At 42.4% G+C, this 22054-nt stretch carries 18 protein-coding genes and 3 rRNA genes; all 21 read right to left on the reverse strand.

The window, feature by feature from the left end; translation table 11 throughout:
• Positions 1–2 precede the first annotated feature (2 nt).
• A complete protein-coding gene (ispE, locus tag EL101_RS12240; protein WP_096598415.1) occupies positions 3–851 on the reverse strand; it encodes a 4-(cytidine 5'-diphospho)-2-C-methyl-D-erythritol kinase in 849 nt (282 codons plus the stop codon).
• Positions 852–1479: 628 nt separating this feature from the next.
• Positions 1480–1746 (reverse strand): biofilm formation stimulator Veg, encoded by a 267-nt coding sequence (veg, locus tag EL101_RS12245; protein WP_096598413.1) that lies wholly within the window; start codon positions 1744–1746, stop codon positions 1480–1482.
• Positions 1747–1845: 99 nt separating this feature from the next.
• Positions 1846–2736, reverse strand: a complete 891-nt coding sequence (gene rsmA, locus EL101_RS12250; protein WP_096598411.1) for a 16S rRNA (adenine(1518)-N(6)/adenine(1519)-N(6))-dimethyltransferase RsmA — start codon at positions 2734–2736, stop codon at positions 1846–1848.
• Between the two features lie 4 nt (positions 2737–2740).
• Positions 2741–3280 (reverse strand): ribonuclease M5, encoded by a 540-nt coding sequence (gene rnmV / locus EL101_RS12255; RefSeq protein ID WP_096598441.1) that lies wholly within the window; start codon positions 3278–3280, stop codon positions 2741–2743.
• 39 nt (positions 3281–3319) lie between these two features.
• The gene (locus tag EL101_RS12260; RefSeq protein WP_096543163.1) at positions 3320–4087 is read right to left on the reverse strand and encodes a TatD family hydrolase; all 768 of its coding nucleotides are present in this window, start codon (positions 4085–4087) and stop codon (positions 3320–3322) included.
• Between the two features lie 725 nt (positions 4088–4812).
• Entirely contained in the window at positions 4813–6786 is a 1974-nt protein-coding gene (gene metG, locus EL101_RS12265; protein WP_096598409.1) for a methionine--tRNA ligase, read from the reverse strand.
• Positions 6787–6876: 90 nt separating this feature from the next.
• Positions 6877–7710: a 16S rRNA (cytidine(1402)-2'-O)-methyltransferase gene (rsmI, locus tag EL101_RS12270; protein ID WP_096598407.1), complete on the reverse strand. Its 834-nt coding sequence runs from the start codon at positions 7708–7710 to the stop codon at positions 6877–6879.
• A 1-nt stretch (position 7711) separates the two neighbouring features.
• Positions 7712–7960, reverse strand: a complete 249-nt coding sequence (locus EL101_RS12275) for a GIY-YIG nuclease family protein (protein WP_096598405.1) — start codon at positions 7958–7960, stop codon at positions 7712–7714.
• A complete protein-coding gene (locus tag EL101_RS12280; protein ID WP_096598403.1) occupies positions 7953–8678 on the reverse strand; it encodes a tRNA1(Val) (adenine(37)-N6)-methyltransferase in 726 nt (241 codons plus the stop codon). The genes EL101_RS12275 and EL101_RS12280 overlap by 8 nt, the downstream gene beginning before the upstream one ends.
• A gap of 10 nt (positions 8679–8688) precedes the next feature.
• A complete protein-coding gene (gene yabA / locus EL101_RS12285) occupies positions 8689–9054 on the reverse strand; it encodes a DNA replication initiation control protein YabA (protein WP_096598401.1) in 366 nt (121 codons plus the stop codon).
• 13 nt (positions 9055–9067) lie between these two features.
• The gene (locus EL101_RS12290; RefSeq protein WP_096598399.1) at positions 9068–9871 is read right to left on the reverse strand and encodes a PSP1 domain-containing protein; all 804 of its coding nucleotides are present in this window, start codon (positions 9869–9871) and stop codon (positions 9068–9070) included.
• Positions 9872–9876: 5 nt separating this feature from the next.
• A complete protein-coding gene (locus EL101_RS12295) occupies positions 9877–10809 on the reverse strand; it encodes a DNA polymerase III subunit delta' C-terminal domain-containing protein (RefSeq protein ID WP_096556908.1) in 933 nt (310 codons plus the stop codon).
• Positions 10810–11074: 265 nt separating this feature from the next.
• On the reverse strand, positions 11075–11404 hold the full coding sequence (locus tag EL101_RS12300; protein WP_019166569.1) for a cyclic di-AMP receptor DarA: 330 nt from the start codon (positions 11402–11404) through the stop codon (positions 11075–11077).
• Positions 11405–11473: 69 nt separating this feature from the next.
• The gene (tmk, locus tag EL101_RS12305) at positions 11474–12091 is read right to left on the reverse strand and encodes a dTMP kinase (protein WP_096598397.1); all 618 of its coding nucleotides are present in this window, start codon (positions 12089–12091) and stop codon (positions 11474–11476) included.
• A 2-nt stretch (positions 12092–12093) separates the two neighbouring features.
• Positions 12094–13434 carry an Orn/Lys/Arg family decarboxylase gene (locus EL101_RS12310; RefSeq protein ID WP_096598395.1) on the reverse strand — a complete coding sequence of 447 codons (1341 nt, stop codon included), beginning with the start codon at positions 13432–13434 and terminating at the stop codon, positions 12094–12096.
• A gap of 169 nt (positions 13435–13603) precedes the next feature.
• Positions 13604–13718, reverse strand: a 5S ribosomal RNA gene (gene rrf / locus EL101_RS12315).
• Between the two features lie 77 nt (positions 13719–13795).
• Positions 13796–16717 (reverse strand): 23S ribosomal RNA (locus EL101_RS12320).
• A gap of 544 nt (positions 16718–17261) precedes the next feature.
• A 16S ribosomal RNA gene (locus EL101_RS12325) occupies positions 17262–18812 on the reverse strand.
• Together the 16S, 23S and 5S rRNA genes form the textbook arrangement of a ribosomal RNA operon.
• A gap of 482 nt (positions 18813–19294) precedes the next feature.
• Entirely contained in the window at positions 19295–19891 is a 597-nt protein-coding gene (gene recR / locus EL101_RS12330) for a recombination mediator RecR (protein WP_014614826.1), read from the reverse strand.
• Position 19892: 1 nt separating this feature from the next.
• Positions 19893–20213, reverse strand: coding sequence for a YbaB/EbfC family nucleoid-associated protein (locus EL101_RS12335; RefSeq protein ID WP_019166099.1), 321 nt, complete (start codon positions 20211–20213; stop codon positions 19893–19895).
• A 91-nt stretch (positions 20214–20304) separates the two neighbouring features.
• Positions 20305–22008: a DNA polymerase III subunit gamma/tau gene (gene dnaX, locus EL101_RS12340; RefSeq protein WP_096598066.1), complete on the reverse strand. Its 1704-nt coding sequence runs from the start codon at positions 22006–22008 to the stop codon at positions 20305–20307.
• Positions 22009–22054: the final 46 nt, after the last annotated feature.

Genomic DNA, 22054 nt, shown 5'->3' on the forward strand with positions numbered 1-22054 from the left:
TTTTACCCCAGTGTTCTTACGAGATAGACATCGTTACAACAACCGCTCACCGCATTAAAAATATGGCGTGCTTGGCGTTCACGTTGTGCAAAGCCGTATACAGTTGGGCCACTCCCGCTCATCAATGCACCATCCGCACCGTTATTCAGCATGTTCGTTTTGATTTTAGCAATTTCAGGTTGGAGTTGCATAGAAACAGGCTCTAAGCGGTTAGACAAACTTTTGCATAGCGCATCATAGTCATTAGCTTCAATCGCTTTTAAACATTGTTGCGTATGCACTGGAAAAGGTTGACTCAAATCTAACCCTCCATAAATCTCAGGCGTCGATAGCCCGGCTTGTGGTTTTGCAACAATGACCCAAGCTGAAGGGGTTTTCGGTAAAATTTCGAGAATTTCACCACGCCCTTTACAAAGTGCCGTTGTACCGTGCACACAAAACGGAACATCTGAACCGATTGCCGCTGAAAGTTCGCTCAATTCATCAAGAGAACGATTTAATTCAAACAAACGATTCATCCCACGCATCGTCGCTGCTGCATCACTTGAGCCACCTGCAAGACCCGCTGCAACAGGAATATTTTTCTCTAAAGTAATCGTTACACCTTGCTTAATTTTATAAGTTTCTTTCATCAAAAGTGCTGCCCGATACGCTAAATTACGGTCATCAGAAGGAATAAATGTTTCATCAACTTTTAAAACGATACGCGAATCATTTCTTTTTTCAAATGACAGCCGATCGTTCAAATCAATCGTCGTCATAATCATTTCAACTTCATGATAACCGTCATCTCTTTTATACAAAGTATCCAATGTCAAATTGATTTTAGCAGGCGCTGTTTCATAAATCATTCCAATTTCCTCTTTCCAAATGGTATTACTGTGATTTTAACACATAACCGTTTCAAAGTGCGCTCATACAGATTAAAATTGCACCTTGTTTAACATACATGCACTATCTCCAGCCGAACGGTTGTTTTTTAATGTTTATCTTACATGATGCCGAAACTTTTCATATGCCACACTGTAACACGCCAACGCTTAATTGAACATGGTGCATTTTCGACTTCAGCCGCACCAACAGTCGTCTCGTATAGCTTTTAATAAGCGCTTGATCAATGAATGACAAGCGACGAGACGAACACCCCGATTCAAGCATGCGAATCACTTTTCAGTATAGTAACTTAGCTTAAATGTTATCGTGATAGCGCGTCTCACTCGCATTGCCATGTTCAGCATCTTCTATACGACAAAAATACATCGCCTTAGTTTACCAAGGATGACGTAAATTAAAAAGTTTGATGCAAGCTATTTTCATCATGATAAACGTGATGCACGACGTCAAAAACACAAAACGTTGTCCATTTGCCCAATCACACAACGAACGCATGATCGCAACAAAAATGAACATCACAACACAATAAAAAACCACTCTACTCGCGACAGTAGAATGGTTATTATGTAGATAGTCTCTGTATTTTTATTGTGCGATTGTTTCTTGTTGTAACTCATCTTCTACAAATGATACTTGAACATTTTCAGTCAATACATCTGCATAAGTATAAGATACACGTTCAAAATTATGTTTCTCTGGGTCCAATTCTACAACGAACACTGACGGGTATGTCTCAGTCAGCACACCGCAACGTTCGATCGTTTTTTTGCGACCTCCATTAGCTTTAAGTACAATACGATTTCCTAATTGACAATCAAGAGAGTTTTTGATGTCTCCAATAGATTTTGGCATATTGCTCCACCTCGCTACAAGTGTATTATAACACATCTCGAAGTGTTTCGTCAAATAAAATTTTAATTTTAGCAAGGTGGAAAGCTGTTGTCAATCAATTTACAAAGACAAATTTGGGAAATTTTCTAATTCCGCATACAAACGTGCATATTCTTGTATCGATAGTGTTTCACCGCGTCGTTTCGGGTCTATACCTGCTTGCTCAAGCCATTGTAAAATCGTATCTTTTTGTTCTTTACCATTTTCAAATAACGTCTGATAATTGTTGTAAATGGTCTTCCGTCTTTGGCTAAACGCACCTTTCGTCATTTTGAAAAACGCATTCGGATCATCTACATCCACGATTGGCGTGTCACGTTTCATTAACTTAACGACAATCGAATCCACATTCGGCGGTGGCATAAAGACCGTTTTCGGCACCGTGAGCACTCTGGACGTTTCGGTATAGTATTGTGCCACAATAGATAATGAGCCGTATGCCTTAGTACCGACTTGTGCGTTTAAACGTTCGCCGACTTCTTTTTGCATCATCACGACATAACCATCAATATTTAAATCTTGCTCGAGTAACGTTAACAAAATCGGCGTCGTAATGTAATAAGGCAAATTGGCAACGACCATAATTTTGTCACAGTGCGATAAATACTGTTGAATCGCCTCAGCCACATTCGCCTTTAAAATATCTTCGTTAATCACCGTCACATTGTCATAAGGCGATAATGTATCGTCAAGCACAGGAATAAGTCGTTGATCGATTTCAAACGCTAAAACATGTTGTGCATTTTTAGCAAGCTGTTCTGTGAGCGACCCCATCCCAGGACCAATTTCAATGACACCTGTCGTCGCATCAATACCACTCGCATCAATAATACGGTTAATAATATTCACATCAATTAAAAAGTTTTGACCTAAACTCTTTTTAAAATTAAAGCCATATTGATTTAATAGAGCACGTGTTCTCGACGGCGTGGCAATATCTTTATCATGCATATCTTTACTCCTCTTCTTCTAATGCTCGACGTACATCCGCTTCCGTATAGCCGAATGCATTAAGCTTTTTTAATAGTTGTTTCCCGTTAGAATGACCGATGTGTAGACGTTTGCCTAGAAGGTTGCGCCGGTGTCTTGCAGCAGGACCAATGATTAATCCTAAATCAATGAGCACATCTTTACTAATCGTTTCTTGCGCTTCAGATAAAGGCGTCGACACGTGCATGAGTGCGTCACGAATATCGTCTAGACTGGCATGTTCAACACCAATTTTCCCGCGTTTATTTTTAGCACGTTCACGATCAATAAATGCATGTTTCACACCCGGTACCGTTTCACGAATCGTCGTTCTAATTTTATCACCCGGGAAATCAGGATCTGTTAATACAATCACACCGCGCGTCTCTTGAGCTTGACGAATAACATCTAAAATAGCTTGGTCAATCGCACTCCCATTCGTTTCAATCGTATCGCACGTCACAGCCCGTTGCACACGCTCTGTATCATCACGGCCTTCTACTACAATAAATTCATTGATTTTCACCATTGCACCTTCTTTATGTTTGTCATCATGTTTGTTTCATTATAACCCAAATAATTTTTCTGCATTTTCCGTAGTTTGGCGTGCTACCTCTTCATAAGAAATCCCACGTAAGTGCGCAATTTCTTCAGCAACTAACGTGACGCGCGCAGGTTCATTACGTTTACCACGGTATGGGTGTGGTGTTAAATATGGCGCATCTGTTTCGACAAGTAGACGCTCCAACGGCACATGTTTTGCCACTTCTTTAGGTTGTTTCGCATTTTTAAATGTCACAGGACCACCTAATGAAATGTGGAAATTCAACTTGTTAATCACCACATCAGCAATTTCTGGAGAACCACTGAAACTGTGCATAATCCCGCCGACTTCTTCAGCATGCTCTTCCATTAAAATATCGATACAATCTTGCGTCGCTTCTCGGTTATGAATGACGATCGGCAACTTCACACGTTTCGCGAGCGCAATTTGTTTACGGAACACTTCTTTTTGAATCTCTTTCGGTGATTTATCCCAATGATAATCTAAGCCCATTTCACCAATACCAATGACTTTAGGGTGCGCCGATAACTTTTCAATCCACGCTAAACGCTCCTCCGTAAAGTCAATCGCATCAACTGGGTGCCAACCAATAATCGCATAAATAAAATCATAATCCTCTATCAATTGCATCGCGCGTTCAATTGTCTTCGTATCAAAACCGACCACAAACATGCGATCCACACCCGCATCTAGCGCACGTTGAATCACAGCTTCTAGGTCTTTATCGTATTGATCCGCATTCAAATGCACATGAGTATCAATTAACATAAAAATCCTCCTCCATCTATCAAAATCACACGTTCACATTCACGCATCACTTCACTATTACCACGATTCATACCATGGCACACATCAGCAAAACCCTTGCCCCGCTACTCACAGGCACACAAAACTGAAGGATGATGTGATGGGCTTTGTTTCATGAGGTGCAGTTTAGCTAGAAACATATCAACCCACCACTTGTCAGCTCGAGACACTCACCCAGATTGCAAGAATTGTGCAAGACTCCTGAGGGATCAGCTGGCCCGGAAAATCCACTAACGCCTCAACAAATGTAACAGTTTAATCAAGCGTTAGTTAGTTGCAGGGTCAGCCCTAGGAAAGCGCAGCACAATTCAGCAATCCGCAATCCATCGCTACCCCCAAATACTCTACTCTCTCCACCCCTAAAAAATCAGAAGGGTGATGCGATGTGGAGAAACTCAGCCATCTCATGTATCTCACCCTTTGAATTTCAACTATACAAACAATTGAGACACTCACCCAGATTGCAAGAAACGCGCAAGACTCCTAAGGCATCTGCTGAAGTCGAAAATCCAATTTGGCTTCCACTAAATGCCCACTTCCATCAAGCCAAATTTAGTTGAGACTTCAGCGCCTTGGAAAGCGTAGCGCGTTTCAGCAATCCGCAATCCGTCACTACCCCCAAATGTTCAGCATGAAATAAAAGAGTGAGACACATCAACATCACCGTCTCACTCTCCTCAAACACCCTACTTAATCACAGCACCATTCGGCACCGCATTCGGTAAACTAATCAACGTCAACACATCATCTTTCTCCGCCGACAAAATCATCCCTTCAGACTTTTGTCCCATCAATTTCGCAGGCTTCAAATTCGTCACTACAGCCACTTTTTTACCAATAATATCATCTGGCTCATAAAATTGCGCAATACCTGAAATGATTTGACGCTTTTCATTATGAAGATCTACTTGAATTTTTAATAACTTATTAGATTTTTTGACTTTCTCAGCATCGATAATCGTCGCTGCCTTAATTTCCACTTTATCAAAATCTTTAATATCAATTTGTGCTTTGTCAGGCACTTCTTCTTCAACGCTTGCTTCTTTTGGCGGTTGCATTGAGGCCTTAATATAGCTCACTTCCGCTTCCACATCGAGACGTGGGAAAATCGGTTGTGGCTTTTCTGTCACCATAATCGGTTCTGTCAATTGACCGTAAGTTGCCAAGCCTTCAAAGCCGTGTAATGCTTCGTTATTAATGTTTAATTGTTCAAAGATTTGATAAGGCGCATGTGTTAAAAATGGACGTAATAACACTGCCGCAAAGCGAATATTTTCAACGAGATGCGCCATCACATTACCTAACGCTGCTTTTTGAGATTCATCTTTTGCTAAAATCCAAGGTGTTGTTTCGTCAATGTATTTATTCGTACGACTGATCAGCTTCCAAACTGTTGATAATGCGACAGAGAACTGCAACTTATCCATACTTTCATGATACGCTTGTACCGTATCCAACGCCATTTGTTCCATTGCTTCATCCAATTCGTGTGTTGGACCTTGATATGCAGGCAGTTCACCATCAAAATATTTATTAATCATCGAAATTGTGCGGTTGACTAAGTTACCTAAATCATTCGCCAAATCAAAGTTCGTACGATCCACGAAAGCTTCAGGTGTAAATACGCCATCTGAACCGAATGGCAATTCACGCATTAAATAGTAACGTGTCGCATCTAAACCATAACGATCAATCAGCACGTTCGGATCCATGACATTGCCTTTAGACTTACTCATTTTACCGTCTTTCATCAATACCCAACCGTGTGCGAACACTTTTTTAGGTAATGGTAAATCCAATGCCATTAAAATAATCGGCCATATAATAGAATGGAAACGTACAATCTCTTTCGCCATTAAATGAATATCTGCTGGCCAATATTGACGGAATAAACTGTCGTCATCTGTTAAATAACCGAGCGCAGAAATATAGTTCACCAGCGCATCTAACCATACATAAACGACGTGTTTCGGATTAGAAGGCACTTTGACACCCCAGTTGAAAGACGTACGTGATACTGCTAAGTCTTCTAAGCCTGGTTTAATAAAGTTATTGATCATTTCATTTTTTCGTGAAGGGGGCTGAATGAACTCTGGGTGCGCATCATAAAACGCTAATAAACGGTCAGTATAGTTGGATAACTTGAAGAAATAGCTCTCCTCTTTCACCAATTCCACTTCATGACCTGAGTCTGGACTTTTACCACCCACAATTTTACCGTCTTCATACACAGGGTCTACCAGTTGCGTTTCAGTGTAAAACGTTTCGTCCGGTACTGAATACCAACCTTCGTATTCACCTAAATAGATGTCGCCTTTTTCTAATAACTTTTCAAAGATTTTTTCAACGACTTCTGTATGACGACGCTCTGTAGTACGAATAAAGTCATCATTGGAAATATCTAACTTTTCCCATAACGCTTTAATATCTTTAATCATACCGTCTAAATAATCGAGCTCTGACATTCCTGCATTTTGAGCTTTTTCTTGAATTTTTTGACCGTGCTCATCAGTCCCAGTTAAATAGCGTACATCAAAGCCTTGTAAACGTTTATAACGCGCAATGACATCGCCTGCTACTGTTGAATACGCGTGTCCAATGTGTAAATTCCCACTCGGATAGTATATCGGTGTTGTAATATAAAAAGTATCTTTCACCATCAGCGCTCCTCCTCAATTCTTATCTTATCTAATATATCTAAAATTTAGTTGTTTTTCAATGTTACAACCTATTTGTCTTGCGGTGTCTCACTAATGAATATTATGAAAAATGTTGTAGACGGTTTTGCTCGACATTTCGCGTTCTTGTGCAACTTTTTTTATCGCCGCTTTCGGTTTCATGCCTTCATCAATGTAATGCGTCACGTGTGCTTCAACGGACAGCGTTTCAAACCATGCCGTCCCTTCGATTGGCGCAGCACCTTCGATAATAACGACAAATTCTCCTCGTAACGGAATGTCTGTTTCTAATTGTTCAAGCAATGTTGTGACAGGTGCAGTCGTAATTTGCTCAAACTTCTTCGTCAACTCTCGTCCAAGCGTCACTGTCCGTTCAGCATCGATTTGAGCAATCACGTCAAGCGTATCTTTCACACGGTGCGGCGATTCATACAATAACAATGTACTGTCTTGATACATTCTCGTTTCTAGTAAAGTCGTTTTGTCACGTGATTTGCGAGGTAAAAACCCTAAAAACGTATATGTAAATGAAGGCAAGCCACTCGCCATCAATGCGGTCAAACCTGCATTCGGCCCAGGAATTGGCACTACTGCGATACCTTGTTCACGTGCACGCACAACCAATTCATACCCCGGATCTGAAATCAATGGCAAGCCCGCATCAGAGACCAAAGCGATAGTTTTTCCTGCCACTAACATGTCGATCAAAGTTTCCGTTTCCTGTTCTTTATTATGGTCATGGTACGATTTTAAAGGGGTGGTAATCTCAAAATGATGGCACAATTTTTTCGTCACACGTGTATCTTCACAGGCGATGAGATCCACCTGTTGTAACGTATGAATCGCTCGGAATGTCATATCTTCTAAGTTTCCGATCGGCGTACCGACTAAATAGAGCTCTCCCATGTTATCGCTCCTCAATTAATTGTATTTTTTGTTGTCGCGTCAACTTTTTAATCGCATGTTCTCGTTTTAACGCTTCTGATTTCGTTTCAAAAATTTCATGATAACGCAATGCTACCGGTCGTCTTGTTTTGGTATATTTCGCACCTTTACCTTCATTATGTTTGACGAGGCGCGCTTCCAAATCATTTGTATATCCCGTATAAAACGTCGCATCATTGCATTGTACGATATACGTATAATGTTTAGCCATAATAAATCTCCTTCATTTCTGGCGTATAGTCCCCTTGCGCATCATAAATATAAAAAGGCGGTGCAATATCGAGGCCTTGACGTCCCCCTTTACGCCCTTCAACGACAATCGTCTGTGCGGCTTTTCCAGGCTTACTATAAATCATATGCAAGCGTTTCGGTTCAATACGATAATGACGCATAGATTCAAACAGATCTAGCATTCGTTCTGCTCGATGTACCATCACAATGCGGCCACCTTCTTTTAATAAATGATTGCTGACACGCAAACAATCATCTAACGTACAAAAAATTTCATGACGCGCAATTTTGTGAGCTTCAAGTTGATGTTGATTCGTTTGATTCGCTTTAAAGTAAGGGGGGTTACAGGTGATTAAATCAAACTGTGCTGGCGCGTACGCTTGAACGAGCGCATTAATGTCCATTTCAACCATTGCAATACGATCTTCTAAATGATTGTATTGAATACTGCGCTCTGCCATATTTACGAGCTGTGGCTGAATCTCCACCCCTGTAATCACGTTATTTCCTTTGTCCGACAATAAAAGTGGAATCACCCCATTACCTGCACACATATCTAAAATACGATCTCGTTTTCTCACTTCTGTAAAATGACCTAATAGCAGTGCATCTGTAGAAAAAGAAAAGACCGCATCATTTTGAATAATGCGTAAGTCTTCTCGTATTAAATAATCCAATCTTTCACCAGGTTGTAACATCACAGCACCTCTATTCTTGCTTCTCATTCAGCACATTGAGGCAAAACATACAATCCTCGCCATGACGATGTTTACCGAATACATCATGACAAATATGGAAGCCTTCATGATATAGTTTCGCAAAATATTCACGACTTTGGCGCTGCTTTTTCACAGGTTTTTGAGGCGCTGTTTCTGCTTCTTGAACTTGCGCTGCTTCCACATTTTCTCGTTCTTGTTGCATCAATGTTTTAAAGTTGTCATTTTCTAGTTGTAATGCTACATTTTCTTCCACTAGCTCAACAGTTAGTGCCTTTAACTCTTGCATGCCTTCATTCAAACGTGCGACGTGTTGTTCTAACTGCATTAAGCGCGCGAATAATTCGTTTCGATCCAACAGATGTACCTCCCTATTTTAATGTTTCTAATTCTTCAATATGGTATTCCATCAATTGTTCCATGCCATCTAGTCGCACTTGCATGGATACATCAATAATATTCAGACTGACAACTTCACCATGTCCTTCTGGTGTTTGTATACGTGTGCCTATATCTGGCAACTGTTCACGTGCCGATTCATAAAAATCATTTTCGAATTTCAAGCAACACATTAAACGCCCACATGCACCCGAAATTTTAGTCGGATTTAACGATAAATTTTGGTCTTTGGCCATTTTGATTGAGACCGGTTCGAAATCCCCTAAGAATGTCGCACAACATAGCGAACGCCCACACGGACCAATCCCACCGAGCAGTTTCGCTTCATCACGCACACCAATTTGACGCAATTCGATACGTGTTTTTAAACGTTGCGCCAACATACGCACTAATTTTCGGAAATCGATACGTTCATCCGCTGTAAAATTAAAAATGATTTTAGAACGGTCTAAAATGTATTCGCAATTTACGACGCGCATCTCCAGACCTAATTGTTCGACAAATGCTTTACACATGTCCGCCGCACGCGCTGCATCCACTTCATTTTTTTCATATTGGATGATATCCGCTTCTGTTGCGACACGTAAAACAGGTTTTAATGGCAGCGTGACGTCTTGCTCCGACACTTCTCTCGGCGCATGTCTCACAACACCTAATTCGTGGCCACGCTTAGATTCCACCACGACATACTGCCCTATTGTGAGTGAAGTTGTATTCGGCGCATAATATTCTAATGTGTTGGACTTTTCAAAATAAATCCCTACAACAGCATGCATTAGCGTCACCCTTTCACTTTGATTGCAATTTGCTCAAATACTAGCGTGGCATTCACGTTTTGATTGAGCTTTTTATGTGCTTCTGTTATTTGTTCTATAATATAGGTTAAATGGTGATAACTCAACTGTGTCACCAACGTTTCATATTCTGACTGCAACTCTGAAAATGTAATCCGGTCCACCATGCCCACTTTGACGTACATTAAATCTTGGAAAAACGCATTCATGCCAGATAAGGCTAACAATTGTAACTGTCTCGTCTTCGCATGTTTCATCAATTCCACGACACCAATTAATGCCATTTCGCGTTGCTTTAACAACTTCTCACACCATTGTAAAAGCATCTTGCGCATTGGAGCTAATTCAACATTTTCATGAAGTTGTAGCGCCACTTCAAGTTGTGTCGTATACGTACTTAACAACTCTGCAATCGGTACAGTCATCGTGTCATCTTGCTCAGTTAATCGCGACACAAATGTAGCACGTGACATCGGCTTAAAATACACATGCTGACAACGAGAATGAATCGTATCTAAAATTTGTTCAGGTTTGGTTGTCATAATGATCGCAATTGTATTTTTCGGCGGTTCTTCTAAAAACTTCAGAATACTATTTTCACCTTGAATCGTTAACTTTTCAAAGTCTTGGATAATGTATACTTTATAGTCTCCTTCAATAGGCAATTGGTTCATGTGATGGACTAAGTTTTCGACTTGTTCTTTTTTAAGCGTCGTCTCATCTGTCATCACATATTGAAAGTCAGGATGGTTTTGCCCTTCAACTTTCAAGCGACATCGTTCTTCATCTTGACATAAAATGAGCTGCGCAAAGGCTATCGCGGTCGTCTTCATTGCTTCAGCATCATCACCTTCGAATAAATACGCATGTGACAGTTTTTGATTGTGATAGGCTTTGGTGAGTTGTTCGATTACTTCCATTAACCTTGCGCTCCTTTTGTAAAGATATTGATGGATAGAGATATGAGATACTACTCCATTTTACCGCAATATGTGTGGATAGACTATGACTTTATTTCATTCGTCAACATCTTCATTGGATAGATATTTATTAAGAAAATGATCAGGCTTTTGTTAAGATCTCTATCGACTTGTTTCGATAGCATACACATCCATTTCAATAAAAAAGGTTGCGACCATACATATGACTTGTTGGGGTCATACTGTCACAACCTTCCTTACTATTTTAAAATTGATGGAACGATTCAACTGGCATGACAAAGACTGTTGCGCCACCGACTTCTACTTCAACAGGATATGGGATGTAAGAATCTGCGCTGCCTCCCATTGGCGTAATAGGCGATACGAGTTGTTCTCTATTGCCACATGAGCCGCCGATGAGTTCAAGTATTTCCTCCACGCGATCATCTTCCACACCGCTTAAAAATGTTGTATTACCCGCACGCAAGAAGCCACCCGTCGTTGCTAATTTTGTTGCACGAAAATTGTTTTCAACGAGTTTGTCTGCAAGTTCTTGACTATCTTGGTCTTGAACAATTGCTATAATCATTTTCATTTTTCTAACACCTCTTGGAGTTTAGTATAACATATCTGAGTACATGACTTCACTTTGTATCAAACGACATTACTGCACGTTCATTTGGTCTTGGATCGCTTTTAATGTCGCAGCCACCACTTGCTCAATCGGTTGATTTGCATTAATGACCGCAAAACGTTGAGGATCTTGTGCGATGAGTTGCTGATATCCTTCAACTACACGCTCATGAAATGCCACGCTTTCCTTATCTAAACGATTTTGTGCGCGACGATTACTTTCAATACGCGCTCGACCGACTTCAGCTGGGATATCCAAATAAATCGTTAAATCTGGATAACGCCCCTCAATCGCAAAATCATTAATAGTTTGTACTTCTTTTACCCCAATTTGACGCGCATAACCTTGATACGCTAAAGAACTGTCTATAAAACGGTCACAAATGACGAGTTTTCCTTGTGCTAATGCTGGAAGTACTTTCGCAACAAGATGTTCTCTTCTCGCAGCCGCAAATAATAAGGCTTCTGTCCGCGCATCCATCGTTTCACCATCTAATAAAATTTGACGAATCGTTTCAGCTGTTTGTACGCCACCTGGCTCGCGTGTCGTCATGACGTCAAAGTGTTGCGCTAATTGTTCCGAAACTGCTTGAACAACAGTCGTTTTCCCTGAACCTTCTGGACCTTCAATTGTGATAAACAGAGACATTTTCATTCATCCTTCACTGTGATTTTGCCATCCGTAAGACCTTCCACACGAAAGCCTCTAGACTGCCAATATTCTATTAATTTTATCATATCTGCTGTCACTATTTCTCCTTTTAACAGTGACGGAATACCGGGTGGATAAGGTGTTAAATGTCTAGCTAATGTCCACCCTTCAGCTTTTTGATAAGCAATAGACCGCGACGGATGCATGCCCATTGCTTGATATGTACTTGGTTGTGTAAATAAGTGGGGGTGGCTGTCGTGAACTGAGTTGATTTCTGGCGTTAAGGTCATCCGGTTAATCCTTTCGAGCAGTGCTTCAAAAGGAAATCGATCTTCCTCGTGCCATAACGGTAAAACCCACAGCACCGCATTTTCATCTGACAGTTCGACATCAATCGCTTGTGCTTCCATTTCTGCTTGTAACGATGAACCCGTCATGCCTTCATATCGAATTAACAATTTCAAGGGATCTTGAGGTTTAATCACTGTCAAACCTTTATTTTCAAGTGCAGCAATCAGTCGTGCGCGTTTTTCAAAAAATAACGTGCTATCATACGATGCATAAAACGCTTGAGCAGCTTCTAAACTTTGCATAAGTAAATAAGACGGGCTAGAAGATTGAAACACTTGTAAACCGTACTCAATCCATTCACGATAAGGGGCATCTCGATGTATCCACAACACTGAACTCATCGTCAAACTCGGCAACGTTTTATGATACGATTGCACAACATAATCCGCCCCTGCTCGCATACTTGACTCTGGAAAGCCGGGTAAATCAAAATGTGCACCGTGCGCCTCGTCAACAAGAACAGGCACATTAAACTGATGAAATTGTTCAACGACATGTGCCACATCAAACGTTTCGCCATAATAATTTGGATACGTCACGACACCCAATTTTGCATGTGCCAAGTCAGTTGTCTCAACGTCAGGTTTCAAATATTGACCCGTTTGCTCACTCACGGACGTCGCCAAAATTTGCGCACGTTGTTGTCCTAATTCCAATGCATGAAACACGGATTTATGAACATTTCGCGCAATACAAACATCGCCTTGAATCGACGCAACAGCATGAATGACTGCGAGTATACCACTTGTCGTCCCATTTACTAAAAAGTAACCGCGATAATCCGGATGTTTATTCAATTGAACCATACTTTCATATAACACAGCTTCAGCATGATGAAGATCATCAAAACCTGTAATTTCCGTGATATCATATGGAACTTGTGTCATTGAAAGGTCACCGATTGTCCCGTTTTTATGCCCCGGGACATGCATCGAAATCGGTTGTTTTTTTTGCCATTCCAACATTTTTGCCTTTAATGGTTGTTGCACCTATAGCCCTCCTTTCTTATATACATTGAAATCGTTTGCTAACACCATGATTTTAACATAACCGCTACTGGCCTGATAGATGCAGATGCGTAGAGCGCAGTGGGAAGCACATCAACAGATAACAAAAAAGCCCCGAAACAATAAAAATTGCTTCGAAGCTTTCGAAATAACCTGGCACCGTCCTACTCTCGCGGAACGTAAGTCCGACTACCATCGGCGCTAAAGAGCTTAACTTCTGTGTTCGGCATGGGAACAGGTGTGACCTCTTTGCCATTGGCACCAGATTAAGTTGTTGAATGTTATACATTCAAAACTAGATAGTAAGTATATTTTCACAAGCATTACCTTATGAACAATTATTTTGATTAAGTCTTCGATCGATTAGTATTCGTCAGCTCCACGTATCGCTACGCTTCCACCTCGAACCTATTCACCTCATCATCTTTGAGGGATCTTATAACCGAAGTTGGGAAATCTCATCTCGAGGGGGGCTTCATGCTTAGATGCTTTCAGCACTTATCCCGTCCATACATAGCTACCCAGCTATGCCGTTGGCACGACAACTGGTACACCAGAGGTATGTCCATCCCGGTCCTCTCGTACTAAGGACAGCTCCTCTCAAATTTCCTACGCCCACGACGGATAGGGACCGAACTGTCTCACGACGTTCTGAACCCAGCTCGCGTACCGCTTTAATGGGCGAACAGCCCAACCCTTGGGACCGACTACAGCCCCAGGATGCGATGAGCCGACATCGAGGTGCCAAACCTCCCCGTCGATGTGAACTCTTGGGGGAGATAAGCCTGTTATCCCCGGGGTAGCTTTTATCCGTTGAGCGATGGCCCTTCCATGCGGAACCACCGGATCACTAAGTCCGTCTTTCGACCCTGCTCGACTTGTAGGTCTCGCAGTCAAGCTCCCTTATGCCTTTACACTCTATGAATGATTTCCAACCATTCTGAGGGAACCTTTGAGCGCCTCCGTTACTCTTTAGGAGGCGACCGCCCCAGTCAAACTGCCCGCCTGACACTGTCTCCCAGCACGATAAGTGCTGCGGGTTAGAAATCCAATACAATTAGGGTAGTATCCCACCAATGCCTCCACGTAAGCTAGCGCTCACGCTTCTAAGGCTCCTACCTATCCTGTACAAACTGTACCGAATTTCAATATCAGGCTACAGTAAAGCTCCACGGGGTCTTTCCGTCCTGTCGCGGGTAACCGGCATCTTCACCGGTACTATGATTTCACCGAGTCTCTCGTTGAGACAGTGCCCAAATCGTTACGCCTTTCGTGCGGGTCGGAACTTACCCGACAAGGAATTTCGCTACCTTAGGACCGTTATAGTTACGGCCGCCGTTTACTGGGGCTTCGATTCGTAGCTTCGCTTGCGCTAACCACTCCTCTTAACCTTCCAGCACCGGGCAGGCGTCAGCCCCTATACGTCACCTTACGGTTTAGCAGAGACCTGTGTTTTTGATAAACAGTCGCTTGGGCCTATTCACTGCGGCTCTTCAGAGCGTGAACCCCAAAGAGCACCCCTTCTCCCGAAGTTACGGGGTCATTTTGCCGAGTTCCTTAACGAGAGTTCGCTCGCTCACCTTAGAATTCTCATCTTGACTACCTGTGTCGGTTTGCGGTACGGGCACCGTTATTCTAGCTAGAGGCTTTTCTCGGCAGTGTGAAATCAACGACTCGAGGAACAAGTTCCTCTCCCCATCACAGCTCAATCTTAAGAGTGCCGGATTTGCCTAACACTCAATCTCACTGCTTGGACGTGCACTCCAACAGCACGCTTCGCCTATCCTACTGCGTCCCCCCATCGCTTAAAACGAATAATGGTGGTACAGGAATATCAACCTGTTATCCATCGCCTACGCCTGTCGGCCTCAGCTTAGGACCCGACTAACCCAGAGCGGACGAGCCTTCCTCTGGAAACCTTAGTCAATCGGTGGACGGGATTCTCACCCGTCTTTCGCTACTCACACCGGCATTCTCACTTCTAAGCGCTCCACATGTCCTTGCGATCATGCTTCAACGCCCTTAGAACGCTCTCCTACCATTGTCCAAAGGACAATCCACAGCTTCGGTAATATGTTTAGCCCCGGTACATTTTCGGCGCAGTGTCACTCGACTAGTGAGCTATTACGCACTCTTTAAATGATGGCTGCTTCTAAGCCAACATCCTAGTTGTCTGGGCAACGCCACATCCTTTTCCACTTAACATATATTTTGGGACCTTAGCTGGTGGTCTGGGCTGTTTCCCTTTCGAATATGGACCTTATCACCCACATTCTGACTCCCAAGTTAAATTATTTGGCATTCGGAGTTTGTCTGAATTCGGTAACCCGAGAGGGGCCCCTCGTCCAAACAGTGCTCTACCTCCAATAATCATCACTTGAGGCTAGCCCTAAAGCTATTTCGGAGAGAACCAGCTATCTCCAAGTTCGATTGGAATTTCTCCGCTACCCTCAGTTCATCCGCTCACTTTTCAACGTAAGTCGGTTCGGTCCTCCATTCAGTGTTACCTGAACTTCAACCTGACCAAGGGTAGATCACCTGGTTTCGGGTCTACGACCAAATACTCATTCGCCCTATTCAGACTCGCTTTCGCTACGGCTCCACATTTTCTGCTTAACCTTGCATCAGATCGTAACTCGCCGGTTCATTCTACAAAAGGCACGCCATCACCCATTAACGGGCTCTGACTACTTGTAAGCACACGGTTTCAAGTTCTCTTTCACTCCCCTTCCGGGGTACTTTTCACCTTTCCCTCACGGTACTGGTTCACTATCGGTCACTAGAGAGTATTTAGCCTTAGGAGATGGTCCTCCCAGATTCCGACGGAATTTCACGTGCTCCGTCGTACTCAGGATCCACTCAAGAGAGAATTTGTTTTCGACTACAGGATTATTACCTTCTATGATTAACCTTTCCAGGTTATTCGTCTAACAAATTCTTTTGTAACTCCGTACAGAGTGTCCTACAACCCCAATAAGCAAGCTTATTGGTTTGGGCTCTTCCCGTTTCGCTCGCCGCTACTCAGGGAATCGATTTTTCTTTCTCTTCCTCCGGGTACTAAGATGTTTCAGTTCTCCGGGTCTGCCTTCTTGCATGCTATGTATTCACATGCAGATAACACGACATAACTCGTGCTGGGTTTCCCCATTCGGAAATCTCTGGATCAAAGCTTACTTACAGCTCCCCAAAGCATATCGTCGTTAGTAACGTCCTTCATCGGCTTCTAGTGCCAAGGCATCCACCGTGCGCCCTTAATAACTTAATCTAAACGTTATGATAAGCGTTCGCATTCTGCCTTATTTCTTTCTTCGCTTGTTCATTTACGGAAAGTAAACTTCACTGCGCGCATCAAGAAATGCGTTGACTGACAAACGCTTTCATCAACGTTTGGTCAATCCATAAATACGTCACCTATCACAATAATATTTTGGCAAACGTTCGCATTCGGCTTCATCACTTCACATTCACTCAGTTACTTACGCGTAGTAAGCGCCTTCGCTCATGCTTGCGATTCATAGACTGACAAACGTTTTCAAAACATCATGTCTGTCTACCGAAATACAATCTTGTCCAAAATCACCAGTTATTAATTATGTGAGTCGTCATTTGACGACTAGCGATAATTTTTTGTTTCAAGCTTTTAAACGCTTGTCACTCGGTTTTGCTTGGTAAAATCTATACTTACTTATCTAGTTTTCAATGTACAAATCATTCTGAATCCTCAAATGAATGAGCATTCAAAACTGAATACAATATGTCACGTTAATCCGCTTATCACCTAATGGTGATATTCCGTATATTATCCTTAGAAAGGAGGTGATCCAGCCGCACCTTCCGATACGGCTACCTTGTTACGACTTCACCCCAATCATTTGTCCCACCTTCGACGGCTAGCTCCAAATGGTTACTCCACCGGCTTCGGGTGTTACAAACTCTCGTGGTGTGACGGGCGGTGTGTACAAGACCCGGGAACGTATTCACCGTAGCATGCTGATCTACGATTACTAGCGATTCCAGCTTCATGTAGTCGAGTTGCAGACTACAATCCGAACTGAGAACAACTTTATGGGATTTGCTTGACCTCGCGGTTTTGCTGCCCTTTGTATTGTCCATTGTAGCACGTGTGTAGCCCAAATCATAAGGGGCATGATGATTTGACGTCATCCCCACCTTCCTCCGGTTTGTCACCGGCAGTCAACTTAGAGTGCCCAACTTAATGATGGCAACTAAGTTCAAGGGTTGCGCTCGTTGCGGGACTTAACCCAACATCTCACGACACGAGCTGACGACAACCATGCACCACCTGTCACTTTGTCCTCCGAAGAGGAAAGCTCTATCTCTAGAGTTGTCAAAGGATGTCAAGATTTGGTAAGGTTCTTCGCGTTGCTTCGAATTAAACCACATGCTCCACCGCTTGTGCGGGTCCCCGTCAATTCCTTTGAGTTTCAGTCTTGCGACCGTACTCCCCAGGCGGAGTGCTTAATGCGTTAGCTGCAGCACTAAGGGGCGGAAACCCCCTAACACTTAGCACTCATCGTTTACGGCGTGGACTACCAGGGTATCTAATCCTGTTTGATCCCCACGCTTTCGCACATCAGCGTCAGTTGCAGACCAGAAAGCCGCCTTCGCCACTGGTGTTCCTCCATATCTCTGCGCATTTCACCGCTACACATGGAATTCCACTTTCCTCTTCTGCACTCAAGTTTTCCAGTTTCCAATGACCCTCCACGGTTGAGCCGTGGGCTTTCACATCAGACTTAAAAAACCGCCTACGCGCGCTTTACGCCCAATAATTCCGGATAACGCTTGCCACCTACGTATTACCGCGGCTGCTGGCACGTAGTTAGCCGTGGCTTTCTGGTTAGGTACCGTCAAGATGTGCACAGTTACTTACACATTTGTTCTTCCCTAACAACAGAGCTTTACGATCCGAAGACCTTCATCACTCACGCGGCGTTGCTCCGTCAGGCTTTCGCCCATTGCGGAAGATTCCCTACTGCTGCCTCCCGTAGGAGTCTGGACCGTGTCTCAGTTCCAGTGTGGCCGATCACCCTCTCAGGTCGGCTACGTATCGTCGCCTTGGTAGGCCGTTACCCCACCAACTAGCTAATACGGCGCGGGTCCATCTATAAGTGACAGCAAGACCGTCTTTCACTGTAGAACCATGCGGTTCAACATGTTATCCGGCATTAGCCCCGGTTTCCCGGAGTTATTCCAGTCTTATAGGTAGGTTACCCACGTGTTACTCACCCGTCCGCCGCTAACGTCAAAGGAGCAAGCTCCTTATCTGTTCGCTCGACTTGCATGTATTAGGCACGCCGCCAGCGTTCATCCTGAGCCAGGATCAAACTCTCCATAAAAGAAGTAAGCTTGATATAGCTCGTTGATTGTTTAAGTCAATCACTCTTGAAAGTACTTTTGAAGTACTCAAATTATTGGAATTAACGTTGACATATTGTCATTCAGTTTTCAATGTTCATGTCATTTATTTTTTAACTCGACAAGAATTAATTATACATAAGTCATTTAACAAAGTCAACAACTTTTTTTAATTATTTTTCGTCTTCGTTGTAGCAACTTATTGTGTCGCTCAACAAGATATAACTATACAGCCTTTTAAGCAGTTTAACAATCATAAAAATTACACCATTTCAATCACTTTGTTATATAAAGCGCACATTGTTGTTTTTATTTTTAGGATTAATTGAAAAAGATGTAATCAAACATTTTAAAATCGCATCTTTTCATACATAGCCCTCGAATCCATAACAACAAAAAAGAAGAAAAGCAACTTAAGTATGTAGCCACTCATGTCGCTTTTCTTCATAATAAGGTTAAACCGTTACATTTCTGTACGGCCAGAAATCGCTCTCGACAATGTCACTTCATCCGCATATTCCAAATCGCCACCTACCGACAAACCTTGTGCCAGTCGCGTCACGCGAATGCCCAAAGGTTTAACAAGGCGTGAAATGTACATCGCTGTAGATTCACCTTCTAAATTCGGATTCATAGCTAAAATCAACTCTTTGACCCCTTCATCTTTCAAGCGTTCTACTAAACTTGGAATATTGATATCTTCAGGTCCGATACCATCCATAGGTGAAATCGTCCCGTGTAGCACGTGATATAACCCTTTATATTCTTTCATTTTCTCCATTGCAATCACATCTTTATCATCTTCAACGACACAAATCATTGAACGATCACGCTGTTTATCTTCACAAATATAGCAAGGGTCTTGTTCGGTAATATGACCACACACACTACAATAGGTGAGTTCTCGTTTGACATCCACGAGCGCTTTAGCAAATTGTACGACGTCATCTTCTTTCATATCTAGTACGTGAAATGCCAGACGTTGAGCCGTCTTAGGACCAATGCCTGGCAATTTCATGAAACTATCAATCAGTTTCGATATCGGTTGAGGATAATGCATCTTACATCATTCCTGGGATGTTAAGACCTTTAGTATGTTTACCTAAACGCTCTGCAGTTAATTCGTCTGCTTTGTTCATCGCTTCGTTTGTTGCTGCTAATACAAGGTCTTGTAACATTTCTACGTCTTCTGGGTCTACTACTTCTTCATTAATGATGACATCGACCACTTCTTTATGTCCAGAAACAACGACTTTGACCATGCCACCGCCAGCTGTTCCTTCAACGTGTTCTTCTTTTAATTTTTCTTGCTCTTCTGCCATTTTCTTTTGCATTTTTTGCATTTGTTTCATCATTTGTTGCATATTTCCGCCACCGCGCATAAATAAATCCTCCTTAATTTTCAACTCTATTATGATAAGAGTATATCTCTCTTAGATTCGATTTCAATTATACATACCTTTCAATCGCTTGTCATGTTTCTTCATCCATCAGATGCACCATCTCTTCACCGAACAAATCTTTCGCAGTTTGTACGACGTCATTTTGTTGTTCAGCTGGTTTTTCTGCTTCTGATGCGTTGTTCTGAGTATTCTCACGTTTACGATTTGAAATGTAATCACTGCGCACTTGCATCCATTTATCAGCTGGGACACCGACGACTTCTACAGATTTGTTAATCATATCTTTCACGACATTTTCAATACTTTGCTTTTTCTCTTCGTCTTTTTTCAAGATTTCGCAATGAATTTCTTCGTCAAATTTGATTAACACTTTATCTTCACTTGCCGCGACAGGTTCTGAATTTTGAAGCAGGCTGACGAGCGATTTTTGATTACGATCTTTCGCATATTGAATGACATCTGCCCAGCGTTCTTTAATCAGTGCAATGTCTTCTTTATTCGCTTTATCCAATACTTTCGCAATTTGCTCAACAGAATACGTCGAACCGCTTCCTCGACGTTTAGTTGGTGCTTGTGGCTTAGGTGGTGCAGTCGCTGTGGAGAAGCCTTGAGATTTTAATGTTTGTAACTCAGACTCCAACGCTTCCATTCGTCTTATCATCGCGTCATGTTGTTCAGTTGGCGCATGATTGACTACGACTTCACCTGTACGGCCCACTTCTTTCACCATTTCAGATAACTTCACGAGCAAGACTTCTAGATGGACGTTTTGATTCACACTAAATCGAATGGATACGAGTGTGTCGTTAATGACATCTATCATTTTGTATAAGGCTTCTAAATTAAATGGCATAAGCGCATCGTATTCTGTTTCTAATTGCGTCGTTTTTGCCATAATCGTATCTCTTACAAAATAAATCATGTCATTAATGAGACGATTCACTTCTTTACCTTCACTCACGAATTGATGATAGCGCTCAAAGGCTTCATGGACATGACCTTGAACAATGTCTTGGAAAAGGACGTTGAGGTCAGATTCGTCTAAACTCCCCGTTACATCTAAAGCATCCTTTAATGTCAAACGTTCGTCACCAAATGCAATCGCTTGGTCCATAATACTGAGCGCATCACGCATCCCACCTTCAGACACTTTAGCGATAAACGTCAAAGCAGCCTCATCAAACTCAATTTGTTGTTGGTGTGCCACATAGCTCAAACGGTCCACAATACGGTTGGCATTAATCGCCTTGAAGTCAAAGCGTTGTGCACGTGAAATAATCGTCGGCGGTATTTTATGTGGTTCAGTCGTCGCAAGAATAAAAATGGCGTGTGCAGGCGGCTCTTCTAACGTTTTCAACAACGCATTGAACGCCCCTGTCGTCAACATGTGTACCTCGTCAATAATGTACACTTTATATTTCGATTCACTCGGGGCATATTTCACCTTATCACGAATATTACGAATTTCGTCGACACCATTGTTACTTGCTGCGTCAATTTCAATCACATCAGAATTGTATCCTTGTGTGATGCCTTTACAACTTGCACATTCATTACACGGTTCGCCGTCATCACGTACTTCACAGTTAATCGCTTTGGCAAATATTTTAGCGATACTCGTTTTCCCAGTACCACGTGGCCCACTAAAAATATAAGCATGCGACTGTTTACCTTTAGCAATAGCATTTTTAAGTGTTTTGGTCACATGTTCCTGCCCTACAACATCTTCAAAGCTTTGAGGACGAAACATACGATATAATGCTTGGTAATCCAATTTGGCACCTCCGAATTAACAATGGTTTCATTATAGCACGTTACGA

The organism is Staphylococcus delphini (assembly GCF_900636325.1).
Lineage (GTDB): Bacteria > Bacillota > Bacilli > Staphylococcales > Staphylococcaceae > Staphylococcus > Staphylococcus delphini.